This window comes from Flavobacterium denitrificans DSM 15936 (assembly GCF_000425445.1).
In the GTDB taxonomy this organism is placed as follows: Bacteria; Bacteroidota; Bacteroidia; order Flavobacteriales; family Flavobacteriaceae; genus Flavobacterium; species Flavobacterium denitrificans.
Map to the genome: position 1 here is coordinate 453,121 of NZ_KE384378.1, position 23,185 is coordinate 476,305.

Genomic DNA, 23,185 nt, shown 5'->3' on the forward strand with positions numbered 1-23,185 from the left:
TAAAGCCATGACAACAAAAAAAGTATCAGAATTAAAAAAAGGGGATCACTTTAAATGGGATTTAAATCAAAAAAAATACCGACAGGTGTTTGACATTATACCAGTTCCAGAGAGCGAAACACTACCAGAGCATTACAAAGGAGGTTTAATTATCGTTTTGGACAATTGCAAAACGATTACGCTTCAGCCCTCTGCTGAAGTTGTAATTGAAGATTAGGACAAATGTACACTTACGAAGACATTGAAACGATCTTTCGGAACTGTAAAAATATAGACGATATATACCGTGCATTGTTAACCTTTCTATGGGTTAAGGCGGATGGAGATTTAAATTTTAATAAGCAAGTTTTTATTGGACAAAGGTCAAGACAAAGATTACACGAACTTAAAACAGTTTAGTATGATTTTATTAGAAGCCCGCACAGCATTACGCAGAGCCACAAAATACGATTTATTTACAGGTGATCTAGAAAACATGAACGCAGTTCAAAAAGTCAAAGATTGTACACATGTTTTCATTTTAGACCAGTACACAAAAGAATTTATGTGTAGTCGATATTTTTATGAAGAATCTGACTTTGTAGATATTTATCATCAAATGGCGTTTGGTTTAATTGGTATAATAACGCCTTTTCCGAATGTGATTACTAATGAATATATTTTTGACTTAGTGCTGCGCGAAGCTTCTCTTGACGATTTACGATACACTCCACGACATTTGCGATACAATCAGATTTTTTACACTTACGCATCGCAAAAACTAATTGGTCCATTTTATATAGACCGAAGTACAACAACAGAATACCTTGAAAATTTGGTCGAAAAAAAGCAAATTTTCATACCTCACGAGAGGCAACATTTTAAAGACAAATCACTTAAAAAAACAGGTTAAATTTTGAATTATGAAAAATATTTTTAAACCAATGCTTTTTTCAACGCCGATGGTTCAGGCGATTTTAGACGGCACGAAAACTCAGACCAGACGAACAAAAGGTATAGTGATAAATGACGAACCGGACAATTGGATTCAGAATCCAGACTTTTCGGATGATGGAATGTTCATTTTTAGAAATTCAGAGGTTACGCAAGGTTACTATCCAATTCCTCCATATGAAAAAGGAGATATTATTTGGGTTCGTGAAACTTTTTACAAGAATACAGCCGATGCCTTAAAAGGTACATTCTATTATAAAGCAAGTGTAGATAAAGGTTGGAACTTAAAATTCAAACCTTCAATTCATATGCCAAAAGAAGCCTGTAGAATTTTTCTAAAAGTGAAGTCTATTAGGATTGAACGATTAAATGAAATATCAGATAATGACGCAATTGCCGAAGGAATAGAAAAAGAAAAATATTGTTTAGATGAAAATATAATGATTTATCAAAATTACTTGCCGGGTAAAAACTTTTACAGCTTTTCGGCCTACGGATGGAATTATGGTAAAGAAACACATTCAGCACCAGTCGCTTCATTTTGTTCTTTGTGGGAAGATATTAACGGGGATGGCTCTTGGAATAAAAATCCGTGGGTTTGGGTAATTGAGTTTGAACGTATTGATAAACCTGAAGATTTTTTATTATGAGAGATTTAAGTTTAGACAAAATCAGTCAAGCCATAAATAAAGTTTTTACGGAAAGTAAATTACAAGTTCCGTTAACATTTGAAATCAATGTCAGAATTCAAAATAATGACATTTTAAAAGACAGTTTTTCTTTTTTGATATATCAAAGAGAGCGTGACCTATCAGGAAACTTGATTAGTCATATCATTTTCAGCGATGATATTGGAAAATTTCAGCAAGAACTTAAACGATCGATCACTTCTAAAAATTCTTAAATGTCCGGGAACAAAAACAAACTGATAGAATTCAATTATTTCGGTGGGAAATTCACTTGGTTGGAATATTTGTATGCTTATTTTCCTAATAATTTGAACGTATTGATAACCCTGAAGATTTTTAATTATGGCAACAATAGGTAAATATGGCAAAATCATTTTTGATATAAAAGACCTTCAATATATCCAGGATAATTTTCAAAAAATGACAAACGATCAGATAGCATCTGCTTTAGGCCTAAAGAAAACAGTTGTAAGAATGATGGCATATAGTTTAGGGTTGAAACGAATGGAATTAGAATACTGGACGCCTGAACAGGTTGATTTTTTAAAACAAAATTATAAAGCCATAGGAGATGTGGAATTAGCGGAAATATTCGAAAATGAGTGGCCGAAAAACAAAGGATGGACTAAAAAACATATCGAAAAAAAACGCCGATATCTTTTTTTGAAACGAACCTCCGAAGAACTAAAGGAAATTCATAATCGAAATAAAAAATCTGGAAGGTTAGCAGTTGCAAACAGAAAAAGATGGGAAGCAACTGGATCTAATGAAATTGGAACGATCGTAATATGGCAAATGAATAATTTTCCGATTGTACATATTAAAACTGAATCAGGTTATGTTCATTACAATCGTTGGTTGTGGAAAAAAACAAACGGTACTATTCCTGAAGGGTATAATGTAGTAAGGAAAATTGGTTGCCCGGAAATTCCAACTTTAGAATTTCTTGAATTAATCACCAAGGAAGAACATGCTCGAAGAAACAAACGTAATTACATGAATTTACCGTCAGATTTAAAAGAAATTATCACTTTAAGAAACAAACTAACTAAATCAATTAAGAAAAATGAAAACGCCACATGAAAAAAGAATTGAAGAAATTGAATCTAAGTTAAAGGTCTTTACTGGAAAAGCTGTTTTTTATAAGGATCGTATTGTCACAATCAAAAGTTTTAAAACTTTTACCAGGGCCGTGACTATTATAACCGATACAGAACCAATTTCACTAGAACTTCATTTAGTTGAAAAATTTCTTGAAGAATTATCTGGAGAAATTCCGGCAAATTTTTCTCCTATTGACACATCATCATTTATCGATGATGAACCAAAACAAGTAAGACACCAATTTAGAGAACTATCACCAGAACAATTAAAAATTAATGATCAAATGGAAAATCAAAAAAAGAGCGAGCAAAATCCGGAAAAAGAAAATCAACTAACTGTTGGTGATTCTTCGGACGCAAACAGTATTGAGGTTTCTAATTACAAACCAACCAAAGAAAATATAATTGTAAAGGAGACCCTTATGGATATGCTAAAGAAAGTTGCAGCAAATCCAAGCGCAATACCTCAGGCAAAAGCTGTTTGCGATATTGCTAATACAATGGTGAACATTCAAAAGAATGAAATACAATTAATTCAAATGGTAAATAAAAGTAAATCGTCAAGCATTTAATTATGGTTAGACATCATGAAACTCAAAAAATCAAATATTAAGCTAACAGAAGAAACTAAAGTGCAAATTATCGAGCAATGGCGCACTAGTGAATTAAATTCAATTCCGAAAATAGCTAAAGAATTTGGGGTTTCAGAATACAAAGTTCATACAGTTATCAATAACTATTTATCATCAAAAGCAATTAAATAAAAACAATGGAAAAATACACTATTGAACACCAGTACCAACTTTACTTAAAAAGAGTTGGTTTATCAGAAGAAACAATGCATGAAGATCAAAGAATACAATTACGTCAAACCTTTTTCGGTGCATTTGGCCAATTTATACTTTTTCTTGAAACAGACATTGCAAATATGGAAGAAAACAACGCCGTCGAAGTTTTGGAAAGCTTCAAAACAGAAGTAGCAAACTATTATTTATCAATAACTCAAAATTAAGATTATGGAAACATTAACCGCCGACAAAGGCGCTGTATTAAAAGCTTACAACAAAGCAAAATCTGGAAAGAAATTATTACTAGAAAACATTTTTGGAGCAAAAACTTTTCAGCCGAATATCATGGAAAGAATTAAATGCTTTGAAGATGTATGCAAAGAAATGGGTGTCAGTCCTAAAAAATATATCTGTGACAGTGATGATCCTGATGATATCGCCGCTAATGCACTTCGTCAATCGTTATTAATCAGCCGTTGTTTTAATGCTGACACAAAAGAAGAAATTGACTGGAGCAATAGTAATCAGTACAAATATTTTCATGTGTACGTTTATTCTCCCTCTTCCGGGTGGTCGTTGTTCGGTGTCGATTACTGGCATTCGTTTACGTTCTCCGGCTCCCGCCAAGCGTTTTTAAAACGAGAACACGCAGAATATGCCTGGGAAACTTTCAAAGAAATTTATATCAACTTAATTAAATAAAACTAATGGATTCAACAATTAACACTATTGAGAAAGCTTTTATTGCGGACGGAACAGACATTAAATTAATGCCAGATGTTTCACATCTTAAAAGAGAAAAAGACCAACAGGCAATCATAAACAATTATAAAGCAGATGTTGTAATTAGAGCTTTAAATAGTGAAGGTCAGGAAAAAGAATGGGAACCGGATTATTCTGATCCATCACAAATCAAATATGAAAACTGGTACGTTTTTTCTCCCTCTTCCGGGTGGTCGTTGCTCAATGTCGTTATCTGGCATGCGCATACGCGCTCCTGCTCCCGCCGTGCGTTCAGAACGAGAGCGATAGCACGATACTTTGCAGAAACGTTTCCTGAATTGGTAAACGCAATTTTATAAAATAATTAGGTTGTGTACTGAATGCTGTGGTTTTGTGTCGTTCTCCCTCTTCCGGGTGGTCGTTGAACAATGTCGATAACTGGAATACGAATACGAACTCCAGCTCCCACCATGTAAAAATATTAATTCGGTACAGACCTTGCCAACATGGCAAAAAATCTCAAGTTTAACGGGTCATTAGTATTCATTTTTATGTTAAGAAAATGACCCAATAATACAAAGGCTTTGAAAAGATATAACAATTTGTATAGCGAGATCATAAGTATTGATAATCTAAAATTAGCGGATGTGCGCGCTCAGAAAGGAAAATCAAAACAAAAAGGTGTTATTATTCATAATAGAAATAAGGAAAGCAATATTTTGAAATTGCATGAAATATTGAAAAACAAAGAGTATAAAACTTCGGAGTATTCAACTTTCAAGGTTTATGAACCAAAAGAAAGAATCGTTTCGAAATTACAGTTCTTTCCTGATCGTATTGCGCACCATGCTATAATGAATGTTTTGGAGCCAATATTTACAAAACTATTTACTACTGATACCTACAGTTCAATAAAAGGAAAAGGGATACATTCAGCCACCAAAGCTGTTAAAAAAGCTTTGGCCGATGTCCCTGGAACAACGTACTGTTTGAAATTGGATATTACAAAGTTTTATCCGTCAATTGATCACCAAACATTGAAGAATCAGCTTCGCCGAAAATTTAAAGATCCTGACCTTTTGTGGCTGTTGGATGAAATCATTGACAGCGCTGAAGGAATACCTATTGGAAATTATCTAAGTCAGTATTTTGCAAATTTTTATTTGACTGGTTTTGATCACTGGATAAAAGAAACTAAAAGGGTAAAATACTATTTCCGTTACGCTGATGATATCGTTATTCTTTCGAGTAACAAAACGGATCTGCATACCATTTTATCAGATATAAGAGAATATTTAAGTGATAAATTGAAACTCCAGATAAAAGGAAATTACCAGGTATTTCCAGTCGAAAAAAGAGGGATTGATTTTGTGGGTTATGTTTTTTACCATACACACGTAAGGCTTCGAAAATCAATTAAAAAACGTGCAGCGAAATCTTTTACCAAAAACAACAAAGCAGTTAAAGCCGCTTATATGGGTTGGATAAAACACTGCAATTCTAATCATTTACTAAAAAAGATAAACCCAAATGACCAAGTTTTCAGATTTAGGAATAAAACCAAAAGTCCTACACTTCGCAGGCAAAAGCATAAAGATAGACGAGATACTGAACGTAGAGATAAAAGTCCTGTCGTTCAAAGTAGAGCCATCCAAAAAGAAAGCCAACTCCGATTATTTGACTTTACAAATTGAATATGATGAACGGATGCGAGTTGTTTTTACAGGTGCAACAGTTTTGATTCAAACTATTAAAATGGTACCTGAAGACAAATTTCCTTTCACGACAACGATTGTTAAACGAAATGAATATTTAGAATTTACCTAATCATTACATTTTATATTAAAAATCATTTAAGTAGTTTATTTTAAGGAAAAATACGGATTTCCGTAACATACAAAATAAGCAAGATTTAATTTTGAAGGCATGAGTAAACAAATATTTGAAATATTACTGAAAGCTGAAAAAGAAGCATCTTTTAATAAAGGTGTGTTTGTTGGTTTTATAATAGCTTTTGCGATTGCATTTACTGGATGGTTATTGTTTTTTAAATAGAAGCAAACTAAACGCAAAAAGCTCTAACCAATATTGAAGAAAAAAAATGCCATTCAACTGAATGGCTTTTTTTATTAAATTTACTACATGAAAAATCACTCGTTAATATTATCTACTACAAAAGTTTCAATCCCGGAAACAGTAACAATTGATTTTGTAACGAAATTAATAAACAGTGGCTTAACTGGAATTGAATATTTCGGTCAAGGAATAGACAATCCTTTAGAAGAAGTTGAACCGGATATGAAGCTGATCAATGCGCAAACTTCGTATTTTGAGTTTTATTTTGACACTGAAGGAACGATCGACTACGATTCAATGTCAAATGAAGACACTAACCGCTTCATAATTGAATTAATTGAAAAATCCGCTAACATCGAAATGAGAGCGGATGATAAGGATATCAGCATTTATTTGTAATCAACTTTAATTTTTGTGATATAGATGTCAATTTGAGGATTTAAGGTTTCAAAAAGTTTTTCTCTCTTTAAGTTGAACAATTCAGTTTTCTTTGGATCGCTTAAATTGCTTTTAGATAAACTCATTTCTCTTTTTATATACACATAAAGCTTTTCTTGCGTCTCGGTTATATGCTTTCCGTATTCGGCTTCGGGATCAAAAAAATCGTCGGGATCTTCTTCTTGAACAAATTCAGTTTTTGAATATAATTCGTCCAAAAAGTATTTAATAAAGTCTTCGTCTGTAGTAGTATTAAAATAGTCCATAATTTTTTTTTAAGCTGCTTGAAATCCAACAATACTTGTGTAATATTTAGGATAAGCAAATTCATTAATATCGTTTTTAGGATCTAGCCATGCCTGTTCATCTTCTTTGTGCAACATTATGGGCATTCTTTTTTTATGGTTGTGTATGTACTGCATCAACTCATTTGCGTGAGTAGTAACCATTGTAAAGGTTTTTAGGCTTTCTCCAGTTGCAGGATTTAACCAGGAATCGTAAAGTCCGGCAAAAGTAAAAATTTCATTGTCCTGGCTAAAGATCTGGTACTTTTCTTTTTTCTTTCCTTTTTCGTCAAGCCATCGCCATTCGTAGTAACTTGTGGCAATTATAAGGCATCGATTTTGAGTTATGTTTTTGTAAGATGGCTTTTCTTCAATCTCCTCAATTCTTGCGTTTAGTTTACCTTTTCTGTACTCAAGTTGTTGCTTGCCCGCCCACGATGGCATCAAGCCCCAAAATGAATCCATCGTCAATTCTGTTGGATTATCATTAGTAATTATCGGAAGGTTTGGGTGTTCAAATCCGTTCACAAAAACACCTTCGTAGAATTGGCCAGTATTATTTACTTCGATATTAAATCGAATTTTTACGTCTCGGCGACTGCCTTTTTGATCAACATAATAACACATAACAAACTAATTTAGATTACTTTAAAATTAATAATTTAAATTGAAATTATTGCTCATTCTTTTTATCCTGGTCTTTCTTATTGTTTAAAAGTATTTGCTCGGCCCATCCAATTTTATTTTCATATCGATCTTCTTTTCCTACTCGAAGCGTTTTTTTATCATAATTATATTTGACTTCATGAGGCTTCGGATTCATCCGATTTTCTTTGTAAAGTACTTTTGCATTTTCTTTAAGCTGAATTCCGGACTTCACAAATTCAAATTCTAATCCGATATGATGCAAAATCCTTGTGAAGCCGACTACATCATCTTTTCCGAAAATATTACACAACATATTTCCATATGTAACCAAGCCTACAAGTGAAAGATCATAGTAATATTTGTTTTTATCTAACATGGTCCACAGGGTTGTATATGCTGATTCTCGGCTGTTCCAAATATGGGAATCGATTGATTTTTCTTCTTCTTTTGTCATGATTTTCAAATTTAGACATGCAAAGTTAAATCTGAATCACGATATCATAATACACAAAGCTGTTCCGAATTGTATCAAAAGCATCGAGCCGGATATTACTTACAACATCCTAATTAACGATCCTTTAAAAACGTAGTAAACGACAGGTATATTAAAAGCTTTTTTTTCGCACTAAGTTAATCAATTAAAAGTTTTTTCGCGGTTTTTTTCCTCCCTACCTCCTATTTATTTGAAACATTAAAAAAAATGTAACTTTGTAACCATTGCCGAAATGTCCAGATAAATTAAGTGTTTAAAGGTTACATTTTAGTTTTATTAGTGTAATGTAGGTTACAAAAAAAATGTAACTAATAATAGGGTTACATTTTTAAATTTTTCTTTTCTTCTCTAGTTACAAAATAGCTGTAACAAAAAAAACCTTATAAAATAAGGGTTCACGGCTTAAAAAGATGCGAGGTTACAAAGTTACAGTTTTTTATAGCTTTTTTCAGTTTTTTAAAAATACTACAGGTATATTTCACTTCATAAAAAATAAACTTTTGATTTACTTTTTTAAGCAAAAAATACACTTCAAGTGTATTTTTTGCTTATCTTAGTGCAAAATTTTACGAATGCAACTTCTTGAAAAGACAGCGGTTAACTTAAATATTTGCAGCATAGAATTGGCTTTTAATGGTAATTTATTGCCATCTGCAATTCCGGACTGGCAACCGTTTTATAATTCAACCATTTATGGTACAGATTTTACAAAAACTTATGTTGGTTTAGGATCAGTTTCTTTTTCTGAAGAAAGTGAAGTAATAGCTGCAGGTGCAATCTATAAACAAAAAGTTAGTATTGTTTTTCCTAATGCTGATGGAAACCGATCACAACGAATTGCGTTGATGCAAAGAGTACGATTTGTAAAACTGAATTTGTCTGATGGTTCTGATTTTATAATTGGACGTAATGATTTTAAGCAAAACGCAAGGCCTCGAATAAAAGTAAGTTCTAACCTAAAGAAAGCAGGTGTAGAGTTTGAAACCGTTTCCATATTTCCATGTGGTTTTGTGCAAGGAGAAAAAATAGTCGAGTTACCACAATTAATACCTTTAATTCTTATATAAAATGGATCCTCTATTACCTATAACATTTGCCGATAAAATAAACAGTCCAGAAATTTTGGCTATTATGCAGAAACTTCAGGCCAACACCTATTTCAAAGCTGAAGAAATAAACTGGCTGAAGAATGCAATTAATGAACTTCATGACCGATCATTGGCAAATCCTACATTTAAAGGTGATATTAATTTAAGTACTCCTGCTCCAGAAGTTACAGGGATTTATGTTCCTACTCAATCGGGAACATATACCAATTTTGGAGGTATTGTTGTCGATTTAACTGCCGGATATACCACAATTACTTTTGATGGAAGTTATGCAAAGCAGGTTGTTCCAATGGATCTTGTCCTATATGCGCAAAAAACATATGAAGGAATCTACCAACCTTTAGATATTTCAACAGGATATCTCTGCGCATTATTAGATAGTGCATCGAGATTACTGTCAGGACATAAAAAAGACGGTTCTTTTTATGCTTCTAAATATGCAATTGATAGTATTAAAGGTGACGCCCTGAAAAACTTAAGTGTTCCAGTAGAAAAGTTAGACACTTCAGTAACTGATGCTATGTGGAAAATACTGGATCCTTCTACTGGTTTTATTGCGGCAATATTAGATAGCAATAATAGAATTCTATTAGGAATTAGAATAAATGGATCAATTACGGGAAAATTCAGTGATTTATCTACTCCTGTGGTTAACTGTTGGGGTGATTCATTAACTGCGGGTGCGGGTGCTACAGGCGGTGTGAACTACCCTTATATTCTCCAACAAAATTTGACTTCTGCACAGTTTTTAGTTAAAAATTGTGGGGTAGGAGGCGAAGATGTCAATTCAATTTGTGCTAGACATGGTGCTATACCGGTAATGCTTGCAAATGGCTTTACGCTTCCTTCTGATGCATCGACACTTGTGGAAGTTTGGAGAAGCGACAACCTTAATGCAGTAAATAAATATGGCAAAACGATAACGCCTTTACTTCAAGGGACTGGTGACAATACCGTTAATCCGGTAATGATTGACAACATCGAATGTACGCTTTCTTTTACGGGTACTGGACCTTATATTTATTCTCTTAAGAGAAATGTAGCCAGCTCTACTCATTCAAATATTGCTAGTGGTTCCATAATGTTGTCAGCTGGAAGTAGCAGAATGAATGACAAAGTTAATATTTATTGGATTGGCCAAAATGGGGGCTACACAAATGAAGACCAACTAATTAGCTACTACCAAGATTTAATTGGCTTTAACCAAAACCAAAATTACATTATAATAGGTTTACATACTGGTACAGCTGCAAACAGAGCGTTACTAGAGTCTAAAATGGCTAGTGCGTTTGGAGCACATTATATTAATTGGAGAAGATACATTGTAGCTTACGGACTAGAAGATGCCGGAATAACCCCAACTAGTGGAGATACTGCGGCGATTGCTGTTGGTAGCTGTCCTCCTAGCCTTTTATCTGATACTGTGCACTTAAATACTGCTGGCTATACTGTATTAGGAAATTTAGTTTACAAGCGCGGAAAACAACTTAAAATTTGGAACTAAAAACAGATTATAAATTATAAAATATATAAAGATGTCAAATGGATTAAAACTTACGATTCCTTATGCTGTAACTGATACTAGCATTCCGAAATTATACAATGACCCCATTATGAGCGAAGGATCATTATTTTTGCTTGATTTTCCAAGACAAAACCCTACACTGGTTAATAATTTACCCATCACTAATTTTGCAAGCAGTGTAAGCGACTCTTTATTATCTGGGACATCTGGTTCAAATGTATCAAATTTAGCATTTGGAGGTGGGGTGTCAAGTGATACAGGTAAATTAATTGAAAAAACAGGTAAAGGAGCGATTCATTGTATTGTTTCACAAGTTAATGATGTTAGTGGAATTTCCAGCATGTCTGCCCCATGGCCAGAAAAAATAATGAATTACATTGTTGCTAATAATTCACATCAATTTTATTGCAGTATTTGGTCAAATATGACCAGGACAGCATTAATTAATACTGGCTCGCATTCCTATCTAATGCAAAATACTTCCAATTACTATTATATTAATGAATTTTCTACATCATTACCAAATGTTTTAATTCCATCTGGACATTCATTGGGACGATTAATAACGCCACCTTTTACAACTAGCGCTGCACCAACAGTAAGATTTCAAAACAATGGATTTAGTGGGTATACTGGCTCATTGCCATCATCTTTAGTTAACAGATTATTAACTGTTGGAAGAGAAGGGGTGTATGACACTTTCTTAAATCATAAGTCGCCAAGTATGATAATTTATCGCGTATACCTCGAAGATCTTACAGTTTCTGGCCGTGATTATGCGACCGTTTCGGCGTTGGATAAAGCTCTTTTTGATGAAGCTTTCGGGGTTGGTGGCAAGTTTAATGGCGATACTTTTACAAATCCCTCAACGTTACTATAAAAAAACAGACTTGATATGCAAACAGTACCCGTTTCTATACGTCCACACTTAGTACCTTTTTTCTTCAAATCGTCTGAAGGAAAAGAAGCTTCTTACGGAAACAAAAAAGTGAAATCTGTTTTGTATTCCAGTACTGCGTCTTCTGTTGGCAGAATGATGCGTTTGCTGATGGTAAAAGCGGACAAGCCTTTGGATGTCAAGAGTTTCAATTTGTTTTTAACTGTTTCTGATTGTGGTGGCAAAAAAAAATATAAAGGTGATTTTTACCGACATGTAAATGGGAAAAATCATTTTTTGTATTTACCTGAAGACGCAAATAATGATATTAATGATCTGTTGGAAGATATTTTTAGAATGGCCTTTTTTTACTACGTTTTAGGATCATCTGAAAATGATGATGATGAAATGGTAACCAGGGCAATAAACAGTTTTATTGATAAATATGATTTACTTGAGTTTGGTTTCAGTACCGATACTTTAAGAAGATTATACTACCGTGAAAAAAAAAAGGATAAACCGGTTTCAAGGTTTCAGGCATTGCGCCATCATACTGTATTAAATTATGCCTCGTGAAAACGGGGCTTTTTTTATGTCACAAGTTTTTTTGTGGTTCAAAAGTATTTTTGGTACAAACCTACGGTCTATGAATCTTCAAGCAATATTTACGTTTTTCACTAATTTATTTGATTACTTCAAAAATTTGAAGCCAACTGAAAAAGTGAATTTTTTATTGGTTGGAATTATAATTTTTTCGTGGGTATTATTATACCTAAACGACAAAAAACATTGTGAAAATATTATTGTTCTTTCTGCTCGAATTGAGCGTGGCGATTCTCTTCGTACCCAAGATCAGAGGGAATATAAAAAAAACTTGGAATTCTATACAAATAAATTTCTCGATGCGTCGCAAATATATTTGGAGCAGAATAAGAAAATCGAACAAATAAAAAAAGAACCATGAAAACATTATTCTCAGCATTAGTTGTTTTGGCGCTGTCCTTTGCAACGATAAAAGCGATTGTTCCGGATGAATTTCCGCCGAAGGAAGAACAAGAGCAATTGCGTGAAATCAAATTATACGAGGTAAGTTTAAAAAACACAATCGATAAAATTGATTACTGTCAGAAAGTTGACAGCATTAATTTGGCGGGAATTGAACAGTGTAAACAATATTAAAATGGAAAATAGAGCTAAGAATATTCGGTATATAGTTGTGCATTGTCAAGCGGGTCATGGTACATTAGCAAGTATGCAGAACTTTTGGAAAACATCTTTAGGATGGAAATCGCCAGGATATGCTACTTGGATTGATTATGATGGTACACGTCATAAATTATCTGATTATAATAACCCTACAAATGGAGTTGCGGGATTCAATAGCCAATGCCTTCACATGTCTTATCGTGGCGGAGTCTTACAGACTGATGTAAAGGTTGCAGCCGATACGAGAACACAGGCGCAAAAGAATGCTATTTTATTAGAGATTTTCGACATGATGCACTGGTTAAAAGAAAATGGAAATGATTTGCAAAACGTAATGATTGTTGGTCACTATCATTTTTCGGATGATAAAAATCATAATGGTGCGATTGAATCTTGGGAGCGTATTAAAGAGTGTCCATCGTTTGATGCTTATTTGGAGTATAAATCTATTATGCTTAAAGAAAATCCGCTTTATGCCGAATTAAAACTTCCTAAAAACAGATAATATGCCTGTATTAGTAAATGGTGCTGGAGGAATTTCATTAGAAACTGTGAAAATGTTTGCTTATTATGGGGCTTCTGTTTCTTTGGTAGACGTTCAAAAATTCACAAAAGAGTTGAACAAAAATACTTTTCCTAATAAAACAATTGTGTTTGAATACAAAAAAATCAATTGTCAGCCAGATTTAATTTTTGTTCAACAAAATCCAATTCCGGTGAAAGAACTAGGAATGGCTTTACTTAAAAAATAGTAAAAAATGAAAAATATATTTCTGATTCTACTCTTGGTTTTGGCTTCCTGCGGTTCTAAGCAAAAAACCGTTCAGGAAAAGTTAGAAGAATTGCATTTAGATCAACACGATATTGTGAAAACAGAAAGCGAGATAAAAGCTGATGTTTCCCTAAAAAATAATGTGAAGGAATCTATAGAGCAGACTGCTACTTCTAAAAAAAAGACTTTCACTCCTATTGATCATACTAAACCTTCTAGTGTAACTGACAGCAATGGAAAAACTACGGTTTTGAATAATGCTTCATTGGTTGAAGAAGAATCTACAGACAATTCAAAAATTGATAAAGAAACTCAAACAGATCTGCAAGACAAATCTCAAAAAACGGATAAATCGGATAGCTCCAAAGATTTAAAACTGGATTCTCAATCAGGTTCATACGATATGAATTTAAATAAAAAAGGTTCTCCGGATTGGACGTGGTTATGGATGCTTATTTTGATAATTGTAGTATTTGTCGTTTTGTGGCTATACAAGAAATTTAATGTTAAATCTTATGTCACAAGCTTTTTTAAAAAATAAAATGAATTTCGTAAAAAATTATAAGCAATGAAGGTAAACACATTATTAATGGATATCATGCGTGGCGATTGGCTTATGTCTTTAGAAGGAAGATATGCTTATGCTCCAATTGCTCATAAAATTATCAATGGAGAAACTGTTGATGTTGGTAATAAAACTGAATCCTTAATAACTGTTTTGGATGAAAAAGGAAATAGTATAAAACCAGACGATAATGGATTTATGAATGCTCCAGTTGGTTCAGTTGCAGTTGTAGACATGATTGGTCCCATTTTAAAGTATGGCGATTTTTGTACATATGGCGCTGACGAAATTGTAAACGCTTTACGAATGGCCGATAATAATCCAAATATTATTGGTACAATTTTAAATGTAGATGGTCCGGGTGGAGCAGTTTCTGCAATTGGTCCTTTTATTGAATTTGGTAAAACCAAAAAGAAACCTGTAGTTGCTTTAGCTGATCAGTGTTGTTCTTTGCATTATTGGGCAATTTGTGCTGTTGCAGATTATAAAATGGCCGATAACAATGTTTCGGCATTGTTTGGTTCGGTTGGTGTGGTTACCTCGTTTATTGATAATAGAAAATACCTGGAAAGTTTAGGATATACTTTTCATGAAATTTATCCTCCTGAAAGTAAGCATAAAAATGAAGCTGTACGATTAGCGCAGGAAGGAAAATATGAAATGATAATTGAAGAAATGCTTACTCCGTTGGCAATAAAATTTCAAAAAGCTGTTCGCGAAGCTAATCCTAATTTAAAGGAAGAAGTTGGAGTGCTGACCGGAAAAACTTTTAGTGCGGATAAGGCTTTAGAGTATGGAATGATAAACGCTATTGGCTCTATGGATCAGGCTATTCAACATGTACGTGTATTGAGTGAAATAAACCACTATAATAAGTAATTTTTAACCTTTTAAATCAAAACTCCTATGAAATGGAAACTCATGGCACAAACAGTCGCATTGTTTAATGCGCTTTTTGGCACAAAAGAGCTGCCGATTGATGGTGAAAGCCAACAATTAAACTTAAGTGCAGAACAGCGACAAAAAATTGTTGATGCACTGGGCGAAAAGCACGCGGATGCGGCTATTAATGGAATTAATTCCGAAATCAAAAACATGGCTCAAGAAAATCTGAACATCAAAGCGATTAAAGATGAAATTGACGCTATGGTAAAATTGTCTGCGTTGACAGCGGAAGAATTGGCAAATGTAGCTAAAGATGATGATGGTAATCCTGATACTGTAGCTTTAATTAAAGCTATCGCAGATAAACAGGAAACTATGGCTGCACAAATTCAAAAGTTAATTGCTGATCCTGAAGGTGATAAACCTGAGGCAATTATTTCTGGTACAAACAAAAAAATTATGCATTCAGCAACACATTTATTTGGTACGACGAACGCTTATGATGCGTTTGAGGGAAGAAACTGGAACAGAAGAGCGGCAGGTCAAGTTTCTGCTGCAACTGATTTTACTAATCAGCCAACGATTCAGAAATTGAATGATGACTTGGATTTATATTTCCGTCAGAATCCGGAGGAATTGAAATCATTACATCGTGATAATTTTGGGTTGCCATCGTTCTGGCCAAAACGTACCAAAGTAGATGATAAAGTGGCTGATGCTACTATTGCAACGGCTGAAATTTCGCAGGCTCGTAAGTTGCCTTGGTTGCCTAAAAACCGCCAAACTATTAAACCAGAAGAAGGTCAAATTTTCCCAATTCAAATTGACATCGAATACGTTGGGTTCTACTTGCAAAAAATTGAAGCGTCTTGGTTAAATATGATGAATAAAGAAGGTTCTCAGCCTTATAAAAATTCATTTGTTCGTTTTTTAGTATCAGAAATTGACAAAAAAGCACGTCAAGAAGATAGAATTGCAACTATTAAAGGTGTGTATGTTGAAACTCCTGAAGATGCTACTGTACCAGGTAAATTCATCAATAGACAAAATGGTTTATTGTATTTAGCTCAACAGGCTCGAGATGTAACTAAAAAATACCGTGCATTTGATTTGGGTATGCCTACAGCTTCAAATATTGTAGATTACGTCGATTCTTTTATCAAGGCACTCCCTTATGATGTTAGAACACAGCAGGGATTGGTGTATTATTTATCTGATGCCTGGTTAAAAGCTTACAAACGTAGAAGCGAAACTTTGTTTGGAACAAATACTGATTATACAGGATATCCCACACATCCTAAAGACTACAACAATATTAAGTTTGAAGTTTTGATTGATCAGGAAGGAACTGATTTTATGTTTATCACTTTTGATGATAATATTGAAATTTTAGAAAACATTCCTGCTGAAAAATCATTATACCACTTTGAGTACTTAAAACGTATGATCTATATCTGGGCTGATTATAAACTGGGAGTACGTTTCATTCATATTGGTAATCCGGTTGTTGAAGGTGATCCGTTAGAATTTTCAGTACAAACGCTTTGGTCAAATACTGCTCCGGTATTCCCTTCAGATTTCTATGTGCCAGTTAATGATGATGCTACTGGAAAAGTAAAAGTAGTTTACAAAAATATGTATGTTCAAAAAGACTGGGCCACTACTATTACTGAATTCACTAATGCTACTCCAGGTAGTGTTATAAAATTAAAAGGTGATACTGGTTTAGTTGCTGCAACAACGGTAGCAGATGGCGCTAAAATTTCCTTGACAGGCGATGTTGCTTTTAACTTGAAAACAGGAGGAACTTTGACATTATTTGTTAATCCTGATGGTACTGTGAAAGAATTGAGCCGTACTTCTGCTCCTGAAAGTATTGTTGTTGCAGATGTAAATTTTGATACTGCAGTAATTGATGCCAATTTAGGTGTTGTGTTTAGATACACTGGCGCAGCTACAAAAGCTATTACAGGAATCGTTAATGGTGTTGAAGGTAAAACAATCAAGATTTTTGGAACTGATGCCGTTAGTGTTGATGTGACATTATCTGATACAGGAAATATAAATGTAGCATCTTCAGCAACTTTACTGGATGCGACTGATTACGTACAACTTACTTTAGTTGATGGTGTTTGGGTAGAAACAGGACGTTTAATCGCTTAATAATTTATAAAGATGACTTATATTAGACAAAATGTAACTAAGCCTCTGGGGAAATCTCCGGGGGCATCAGCTCCGAAAGAACCAAATGTTACAATAGTAGCTACGGACGATATTTTGACGTGGCCATCACGTGATGATAAAGGAGTTAACATAGTAGGTTCTTTTGGTATGAAAGACAATGCCAAAATGATTCAGCTTTATTGTACACCTTCAAAAATTAAAGCTTCTTTTGAAAGCGACGGTGAAGAAGATTCGATTTCAATTTTGCAGAAATTTGAAGCCGAACATCCGGGTAATGAATTGGCAATTTCTGAGTTTGTACAAAACTGGCTTGGTGTAAATTGTATCATTATTTATAGCAGCTGCGTTGATGATTTTCGTAAAGTTTTGGGTACCAAATGTGCGCCATTGCAGTTAAAGCCCGCTTTGCAAGATGATAATGACGCTCGTAAACACATGATGGTATTTGAGCAGTTTGCAAAATCGGCTTGGGTTCCTGGTCATTATACTGGAAACTTAACTTTTGCTGATCCTTTTAATGTTGTAGCTGTTACAGCTATTACGGTTGATGAAGCGAGTGGTAGAACATATAAACTTCCGTCAACAGCGGTTACTGCTAGTATTGCTTTTGCTGCTATCTCATTGGCACATGGTGATCAAATCAGGCTTATTGGAGGCGGTGGCGCTGGTGCTGCAACATTGGCAACTGGAGTTGCTGATAAATCGGCCTTATTGATTAACGGTACAACTTGGGTTGCACTTTCAGGAGCGTATATCGATTTGAAAGTTTTCAAAAATGGCGCGATTACTTTAATGGAAGAAGTGTCTCGTGGATAGATATTTATTTTTTGGTTAGTAGTTGGAAAGCCTCTCGATTTGAGAGGCTTTTTTTATGTCACAGTTTTTCAGGGTGGTAATTACCACTTTTACAGTAATCAAAATATAATTAATTCGATACTATGAAACAGAAAGTAATTGAGTTCTTCCAGAACTTACCTGAAGAAAAAACGGAACAGTTTAATGAAGCCTTTTCGTTGTACAGACAATCGCCTGGCAAAAATGCTAGTGCAGAACGATCTTATAATGCGTCGGGATATACTCCGCACGGATTGGAAAACTTGTTATATGATCTGCAGACCATTCATGGGATTACCGATGTAGAAAAAGTTAAGGTTATTATGGAAGTGGTCAAAGAGGAACAAACAGAGATTACTCAATTGTTTGATTATATTCTTGCGCTTAGTGAAGAGGAATTAAGAAATTGGTGTTTATATATACCTTCAGATTGTGCTTTGACACTTGACCAGGCAATCGAAATGGCAACTGCTGCAGGAAAAGATAATATCGCAATTATTTTAGAAGAAGAATTAGCAAAAGTAAGTTTTGCAACTGCAACAAATGGACTTCCTGTCTATCTTATGGAAATGCCTGAAGAAACTTTAATTGAATGGGCTAATAATTTGCCTGAGACCGATATTGATGCTTGGAAAGCTACCTTGAAACAAGCGGGTTCTGATGAACAACAGAAAGTGGCTATAATTATTTCTGCTGAATTGGAAAAGAGAAAACCTTCATTTGGTCAAACTCCAGATGAATTGACAAATAAAGCTGCCGAATTAAATGCTGAACAAAATAAACTAGGGATGCCTAATCCTACCGAATTCTTGAATAAAGAAGCGGAAACCGAAACGACTTCTATTCGTGAGGAATTTCCATTTTTGAATAATGCCGATTGTCCAGATGAACTTAAAATATTAGTTGCTGATAAAATTACAGCTTGGAAAAACTACGTAGAGGCTCAAAATACCATTGCAAAAGCTGATTCAGGTGAATTAAAACTAACCGATGAAGCTCTGGCAGATGTTGCGGCGATTGCAACTCGTAATTTCGAAGAAAACCAACGTATTTATGACGAATTGAATGTTTACAAAGAAACTGGAAAGGTTCTTGGTGTTCATCCTGTTTTCAAAAAATTGCAATTGACTAGAGAAGTTGAAGCAATGACGAATGACGAATTAATCAAATTCAAATCAGGATCAGCTAAATATTTTTCGGATAACAAAAAAGGTTTGCTAAAAGCGCAAAAAGATAAAAACATAGTGAAGGTTGCAGAAATCGAGGAACGTGTTGCTGAGCGCAAGGATAAGCTGTTTTTGGTAAATAAGAAGCTTGGTGTGTAAATGAAATTGTTTGATTACAAGGATTTGCTAGATAAAGAAGAAAAAGAGGCTAAGGCAATCGATGAAATTTTTATGTCGAAATACTTAGCCTCTCATTATCAAAAGATTTCTTCGCTTGATTTGGATTTACAGCGTTTGCCGACAATTGATGAGTTTTTCTTTTTGCAAAGTGATACTTCTTTTAATGCTTTTACTTTTATTCCAATAATTTCCAAAGTTCACGCAATCAAAAACTTATGCGCTACTACCTACAGCATTAGTGCTAAAGTAATTTCTGCTTTGTTGGAATTGCATGATTCCGGAAAAATTGAAAGTATTACGCTTCTGATTTCAGATAGCATGATCAAGCGGAATCCAAAAGTAATTGATAATCTTATGGCGATGGCTACAAGCCGACCCAATTTAAAAGTGCTTTATGCTTGGGTTCATGCAAAGGTTTGTTTGATTCAAACACAGGATAGTCATTATGTAATTGAAGGCTCCGGAAATTGGAGCGAAAACGCTCAATATGAGCAATACACCTTTGCTAATAGTAAAGGTTTGTATGATTTTAGAATGCAATTGTTCACGAATTCGAAACTTAAAAAATATTGAAGATGGAGATCCTCTTTTTATTAATAAAAATTATAGTCTGTTTAGTGGCTTTGGTTTTTGGCGCAATTGTTTCAATTGCTTTTTTGGTTTTTGTTACGATTATATTAATGATAATTGGCTATCTGGTTTTTGGGATTTTGCCTTTTAGTATATATAAATTCTTTACAACAAAAAAAACCTAGTTATGTGTGAAAATTTTTTATTGTTTGCTGTTGGTGGTTTTGGATTGGGAGTTGCTTGTGTTAGCACGTTAGTGCTATTTGCGCCCACTAAAAGCGTTGGGATACATAAGTATTCTGTTCCTCCGCCACCTCCTTTGCATAGTCTTAAATTAACTATTGAAAATAGCAACAAAGCCAAAAAAGTATATTGTGATTTATTAAAAAAAATAAATCACAATGATTTTAAATCGCAATATGATGGCAACTTTAATAATTCCGAATCACATTGTACTTGCAATAAGATTAAATTACAGAAAACACCTAAATTTCCAAAAGATAGAAACTAATGGACTTACTCCCACTACGCTTTTCGGACGAAGAAATGATCGATATCGAGAATTTAGCCGGGTGCAATTATGCGCCTGAAAGAATTGCACTTTATCTTGATGTGGATAAAAAAGCGTTTTTGCAATTGTGGTACCAGAAAGACAGTTTAGTAAGACAGGCTTATGACCGCGGGCAATTGGTTAGCGAATTTAAAATCAATTTGAAACAAAAAGAAAATGCGGAATCCGGGAATATAACTGCAGCTCAGGTTTTTTTGAAAGAAGCTGAGCGAAACGAAATTAACAACATTAGAAACAGAATTCTTTTTGGTGATGAATATTAACGATATCAGCTTAGAACATATTTATGATTTCATGGAAAAAGGAAGCGTGAACAATGCTCCAGATTTCATTGTAGATTATCTTGAATTACTTGATAAAGTTAGAGGTATGTTTTTGCGTATAGATCAATTTGGAAGCAAAGAATCTATTGTGAAGCATTTGATGTTGGTTGATAAGCTTTCGAGATACAAAGCTTCTCAGGTTTGTGATGAAGCACAGGAGTATTTTTATAACGATTGTAAGATTTCTAAAAAAGCCTGGAGAAATATTTATGCTGAAAAAGCTGAAAAGATGATCAATTTTGCAATGCTTACAGTTAAGGACGTTAACGACGCCCAAAAAGTGGTTAAAATGCTTCTTGATAATTTTGATTTGCGTGGAGGTAATGAACCCGATAAGGAGGAATTGCCTGAAGGTATTTTTCAACCTCCTTTTGTAGTGTATTCTGCAGATGCAGAATTTTTGGGATTACCAAAAGTAAATAGGACGCTTCTTTCTGAAATGATTGATAAGTTTCCGGAATTGACCGAAAAAGAGAAAGTACAAATTAAACGTGAAGCTTTGATTCTTCCATTAAAAGTATTTCCAGATGAGCAGGAAGACCCACGTAAGTCTTAACGATAAAGATGTAAGCGGAAAGTTTGCTTCTTGGGTCAAACAGGTCATTTTCTTGATTTCGCCTAAACATTTGCGTTTGATTGCCGGGCGTGCCACGGCAAAAACATCTGATATCATTGCTGAACGTTCTCAGCATGTTTCCAGAGATATGCCTCGAAGTTATCAGGTTTTGGTTTCAGACACTTATGTCAACTGTCTGAAAAACATTGTACCCACTTTGCTAGAAGGATGGAACCGTAAAGGATGGTTTGAAGGTATTCACTATGTTACTGATAAGCGACCTCCCTCCCATTTTAAACTTCCATATAAACCTGTTGAAATTTACAAACACACTATTTCTATTTACAATGGGTGTTTCTTTAATTTAGGTTCACTAGATCAGCCGGGCGGACTTGCGGGAGGTTCTTACCAACATATGTATGGTGATGAAGCTCGTTTATTAAAATTCGACAAACTTAAAAAATTGACTCCTGCCATTCGTGGGGAATATCCTTTATTTGGTCATTCTGTTTATTATCGAGGTACGACATTTACGACCGACATGCCAAACATAATGGATGGTGATGAAGACTGGATTTTGCAGGATGAAAAGAACATGGATTTAGACCAGGTTAAATTGGCTCTTGAAGTGGGATTGGTTGTGAATGAAATCAAAAAAGAAATTTTGTCGCATAAGCAAGTTGGGAATTTTGAAGCTATTGAAAAACTACAGATCAATTTAGCTAGATGGACTGAAAAATGGGTTCGCGTACGAAAGGATTTGACTTTTTTTTATGTGGTTTCTTCTCTTGTCAATGTCGATATTTTGACCGAAGGCTATTTTGCAGATAGTTTAAAAGCTTTGGGAATTGAAGAATTTAAAAGTGCTATTCTCTCGCTTAAAATTAATTTGAAGAAAGGTGAAAAATTCTATGGTAATTTGGGTGAACATCATTTTTATGATGATGGTGTAGTTTCTTCTTATTATGATAAATTCCTGTTGACGGAGGAAATTGAGGAAAGTAGCTTGGCTTTGCGTTATATTGATCATAATTCTAAACTTGAGGGAGGAATGGATTTTGGTGATATGTGTAGCCTTATTATTGGTCAGCCTAGAGGAAGCTACTTGTATTGTTTGAAAGAATTCTACACTTTGGCGCCTGAAAATGAAGTGCAAATGGGAATAAAGTTCCGTGCTTTTTTTAAGCATCACAAAGTAAAAGTTCTGGATCTGTATTATGACCGATCGGGAAATGCAAACAGTAAAACGAAACGTGACTGGGCAAATGCAATCAAAAATGCTATTGAGTGGGAAAACGGTGTAAAGGTTTGGACTGTTAATTTAATGTCGGAAGGGCAATCGACAATCTACCAGGAAGAAGAATACAATTTCGCCAAAGCTTTTATGGGCGAAACTGCTAAAGGGCTTTTGAAATTGAAGATTGATAAATTTCAGTGCAAGTGTCTGAAATCTTCACTTGAATTGACCAAAATAAAAATTAGGATTGATCCTAAAGGTTCTAAGACAATTCATAAAGATAAGTCTACTGAAAGTTTGCCAATTTTATTGAGGCCGATGTATTCTACAAACTTCAGTGATGCGTTTAAATATTTTATTTATCGTAGAGCGTTTGTGGCGAAAGTTAATACTCATTCAACTTATTCGAGCACAGATCCTTTTGTTGTTGGGGAGTAGATTATTTGTATT

Annotated in this window: 34 protein-coding genes; 31 read left to right on the top strand and 3 right to left on the bottom strand. The window is 34.2% G+C overall.

The window, feature by feature from the left end; translation table 11 throughout:
* The first annotated feature begins 7 nt into the window (after positions 1-7).
* From H600_RS0118420 to H600_RS0118490, 14 genes are all read left to right on the top strand, one after another.
* Positions 8-217 carry a hypothetical protein gene (locus H600_RS0118420; RefSeq protein ID WP_157509949.1) on the top strand — a complete coding sequence of 70 codons (210 nt, stop codon included), beginning with the start codon at positions 8-10 and terminating at the stop codon, positions 215-217.
* A gap of 183 nt (positions 218-400) precedes the next feature.
* On the top strand, positions 401-892 hold the full coding sequence (locus H600_RS0118425; RefSeq protein WP_157509950.1) for a hypothetical protein: 492 nt from the start codon (positions 401-403) through the stop codon (positions 890-892).
* Between the two features lie 10 nt (positions 893-902).
* Positions 903-1,583 carry a hypothetical protein gene (locus tag H600_RS0118430; protein ID WP_026730179.1) on the top strand — a complete coding sequence of 227 codons (681 nt, stop codon included), beginning with the start codon at positions 903-905 and terminating at the stop codon, positions 1,581-1,583.
* The gene (locus tag H600_RS0118435; RefSeq protein ID WP_026730180.1) at positions 1,580-1,837 is read left to right on the top strand and encodes a hypothetical protein; all 258 of its coding nucleotides are present in this window, start codon (positions 1,580-1,582) and stop codon (positions 1,835-1,837) included. The genes H600_RS0118430 and H600_RS0118435 overlap by 4 nt, the downstream gene beginning before the upstream one ends.
* Before the next feature lie 127 nt (positions 1,838-1,964).
* Positions 1,965-2,705 (top strand): hypothetical protein, encoded by a 741-nt coding sequence (locus H600_RS0118440; protein ID WP_026730181.1) that lies wholly within the window; start codon positions 1,965-1,967, stop codon positions 2,703-2,705.
* Positions 2,689-3,297 carry a hypothetical protein gene (locus H600_RS0118445; RefSeq protein ID WP_026730182.1) on the top strand — a complete coding sequence of 203 codons (609 nt, stop codon included), beginning with the start codon at positions 2,689-2,691 and terminating at the stop codon, positions 3,295-3,297. Before H600_RS0118440 ends, H600_RS0118445 begins: the two co-directional genes overlap by 17 nt.
* A 15-nt stretch (positions 3,298-3,312) precedes the next feature.
* A complete protein-coding gene (locus tag H600_RS22990; protein ID WP_157509951.1) occupies positions 3,313-3,489 on the top strand; it encodes a hypothetical protein in 177 nt (58 codons plus the stop codon).
* A gap of 5 nt (positions 3,490-3,494) precedes the next feature.
* Entirely contained in the window at positions 3,495-3,737 is a 243-nt protein-coding gene (locus H600_RS0118455; RefSeq protein ID WP_026730183.1) for a hypothetical protein, read from the top strand.
* Positions 3,738-3,741: 4 nt separating this feature from the next.
* Entirely contained in the window at positions 3,742-4,215 is a 474-nt protein-coding gene (locus H600_RS0118460) for a hypothetical protein (protein WP_026730184.1), read from the top strand.
* A 5-nt stretch (positions 4,216-4,220) separates the two neighbouring features.
* On the top strand, positions 4,221-4,595 hold the full coding sequence (locus H600_RS0118465; RefSeq protein WP_026730185.1) for a hypothetical protein: 375 nt from the start codon (positions 4,221-4,223) through the stop codon (positions 4,593-4,595).
* Positions 4,596-4,820: 225 nt separating this feature from the next.
* On the top strand, positions 4,821-5,930 hold the full coding sequence (locus tag H600_RS22310; RefSeq protein ID WP_084157402.1) for an RNA-directed DNA polymerase: 1,110 nt from the start codon (positions 4,821-4,823) through the stop codon (positions 5,928-5,930).
* Positions 5,914-6,063 carry a hypothetical protein gene (locus H600_RS22995; RefSeq protein WP_157509952.1) on the top strand — a complete coding sequence of 50 codons (150 nt, stop codon included), beginning with the start codon at positions 5,914-5,916 and terminating at the stop codon, positions 6,061-6,063. The genes H600_RS22310 and H600_RS22995 overlap by 17 nt, the downstream gene beginning before the upstream one ends.
* A gap of 99 nt (positions 6,064-6,162) precedes the next feature.
* Positions 6,163-6,291, top strand: a complete 129-nt coding sequence (locus tag H600_RS23245) for a hypothetical protein (protein ID WP_280648398.1) — start codon at positions 6,163-6,165, stop codon at positions 6,289-6,291.
* An 87-nt stretch (positions 6,292-6,378) separates the two neighbouring features.
* Positions 6,379-6,711: a hypothetical protein gene (locus H600_RS0118490; RefSeq protein ID WP_026730187.1), complete on the top strand. Its 333-nt coding sequence runs from the start codon at positions 6,379-6,381 to the stop codon at positions 6,709-6,711.
* Here H600_RS0118490 and H600_RS0118495 read toward each other — a convergent pair.
* From H600_RS0118495 to H600_RS0118505, 3 genes are read right to left on the bottom strand one after another with little or no spacing between them, the layout of a single operon-like run.
* Positions 6,702-7,016, bottom strand: a complete 315-nt coding sequence (locus H600_RS0118495) for a hypothetical protein (RefSeq protein WP_026730188.1) — start codon at positions 7,014-7,016, stop codon at positions 6,702-6,704. The two genes, H600_RS0118490 and H600_RS0118495, sit on opposite strands and share 10 nt — an antisense overlap.
* Before the next feature lie 9 nt (positions 7,017-7,025).
* On the bottom strand, positions 7,026-7,661 hold the full coding sequence (locus H600_RS0118500; RefSeq protein ID WP_026730189.1) for an SOS response-associated peptidase: 636 nt from the start codon (positions 7,659-7,661) through the stop codon (positions 7,026-7,028).
* 46 nt (positions 7,662-7,707) lie between these two features.
* Positions 7,708-8,136: a hypothetical protein gene (locus tag H600_RS0118505; RefSeq protein WP_026730190.1), complete on the bottom strand. Its 429-nt coding sequence runs from the start codon at positions 8,134-8,136 to the stop codon at positions 7,708-7,710.
* 611 nt (positions 8,137-8,747) lie between these two features.
* Here H600_RS0118505 and H600_RS0118510 point away from each other — a divergent pair.
* The 17 genes from H600_RS0118510 (at position 8,748) to H600_RS22330 (ending at position 23,173) form a co-directional block, all read left to right on the top strand.
* Positions 8,748-9,242, top strand: coding sequence for a hypothetical protein (locus tag H600_RS0118510; RefSeq protein WP_026730191.1), 495 nt, complete (start codon positions 8,748-8,750; stop codon positions 9,240-9,242).
* A gap of 1 nt (position 9,243) precedes the next feature.
* A complete protein-coding gene (locus H600_RS0118515) occupies positions 9,244-10,788 on the top strand; it encodes an SGNH/GDSL hydrolase family protein (protein WP_026730192.1) in 1,545 nt (514 codons plus the stop codon).
* A 31-nt stretch (positions 10,789-10,819) separates the two neighbouring features.
* Complete coding sequence (locus H600_RS0118520) at positions 10,820-11,689, top strand: hypothetical protein (protein ID WP_026730193.1); 870 nt, start codon at positions 10,820-10,822, stop codon at positions 11,687-11,689.
* Positions 11,690-11,704: 15 nt separating this feature from the next.
* Entirely contained in the window at positions 11,705-12,262 is a 558-nt protein-coding gene (locus tag H600_RS0118525) for a hypothetical protein (protein ID WP_026730194.1), read from the top strand.
* Positions 12,263-12,646: 384 nt separating this feature from the next.
* Complete coding sequence (locus H600_RS0118535; protein ID WP_026730196.1) at positions 12,647-12,865, top strand: hypothetical protein; 219 nt, start codon at positions 12,647-12,649, stop codon at positions 12,863-12,865.
* Position 12,866: 1 nt separating this feature from the next.
* Positions 12,867-13,397: an N-acetylmuramoyl-L-alanine amidase gene (locus tag H600_RS22615; RefSeq protein WP_157509953.1), complete on the top strand. Its 531-nt coding sequence runs from the start codon at positions 12,867-12,869 to the stop codon at positions 13,395-13,397.
* Position 13,398: 1 nt separating this feature from the next.
* Entirely contained in the window at positions 13,399-13,644 is a 246-nt protein-coding gene (locus H600_RS0118545; protein ID WP_026730197.1) for a hypothetical protein, read from the top strand.
* Positions 13,645-13,650: 6 nt separating this feature from the next.
* The gene (locus H600_RS0118550; protein ID WP_026730198.1) at positions 13,651-14,205 is read left to right on the top strand and encodes a hypothetical protein; all 555 of its coding nucleotides are present in this window, start codon (positions 13,651-13,653) and stop codon (positions 14,203-14,205) included.
* A 27-nt stretch (positions 14,206-14,232) separates the two neighbouring features.
* Positions 14,233-15,108 (top strand): S49 family peptidase, encoded by an 876-nt coding sequence (locus tag H600_RS22320; protein ID WP_051234466.1) that lies wholly within the window; start codon positions 14,233-14,235, stop codon positions 15,106-15,108.
* A 27-nt stretch (positions 15,109-15,135) separates the two neighbouring features.
* Positions 15,136-17,277, top strand: coding sequence for a hypothetical protein (locus H600_RS22325; RefSeq protein ID WP_051234467.1), 2,142 nt, complete (start codon positions 15,136-15,138; stop codon positions 17,275-17,277).
* A 12-nt stretch (positions 17,278-17,289) separates the two neighbouring features.
* On the top strand, positions 17,290-18,114 hold the full coding sequence (locus tag H600_RS0118565; protein WP_026730199.1) for a hypothetical protein: 825 nt from the start codon (positions 17,290-17,292) through the stop codon (positions 18,112-18,114).
* 122 nt (positions 18,115-18,236) lie between these two features.
* Entirely contained in the window at positions 18,237-19,457 is a 1,221-nt protein-coding gene (locus H600_RS0118570) for a hypothetical protein (RefSeq protein ID WP_026730200.1), read from the top strand.
* The gene (locus H600_RS0118575) at positions 19,458-20,051 is read left to right on the top strand and encodes a phospholipase D-like domain-containing protein (RefSeq protein ID WP_026730201.1); all 594 of its coding nucleotides are present in this window, start codon (positions 19,458-19,460) and stop codon (positions 20,049-20,051) included.
* A gap of 184 nt (positions 20,052-20,235) precedes the next feature.
* Positions 20,236-20,559 carry a hypothetical protein gene (locus H600_RS0118585; protein ID WP_026730202.1) on the top strand — a complete coding sequence of 108 codons (324 nt, stop codon included), beginning with the start codon at positions 20,236-20,238 and terminating at the stop codon, positions 20,557-20,559.
* Positions 20,559-20,882 carry a hypothetical protein gene (locus H600_RS0118590; protein WP_026730203.1) on the top strand — a complete coding sequence of 108 codons (324 nt, stop codon included), beginning with the start codon at positions 20,559-20,561 and terminating at the stop codon, positions 20,880-20,882. The genes H600_RS0118585 and H600_RS0118590 overlap by 1 nt, the downstream gene beginning before the upstream one ends.
* Positions 20,872-21,498 carry a hypothetical protein gene (locus H600_RS0118595; RefSeq protein ID WP_035108750.1) on the top strand — a complete coding sequence of 209 codons (627 nt, stop codon included), beginning with the start codon at positions 20,872-20,874 and terminating at the stop codon, positions 21,496-21,498. The genes H600_RS0118590 and H600_RS0118595 overlap by 11 nt, the downstream gene beginning before the upstream one ends.
* A complete protein-coding gene (locus H600_RS22330) occupies positions 21,470-23,173 on the top strand; it encodes a hypothetical protein (RefSeq protein ID WP_051234469.1) in 1,704 nt (567 codons plus the stop codon). Before H600_RS0118595 ends, H600_RS22330 begins: the two co-directional genes overlap by 29 nt.
* Positions 23,174-23,185 lie beyond the last annotated feature (12 nt).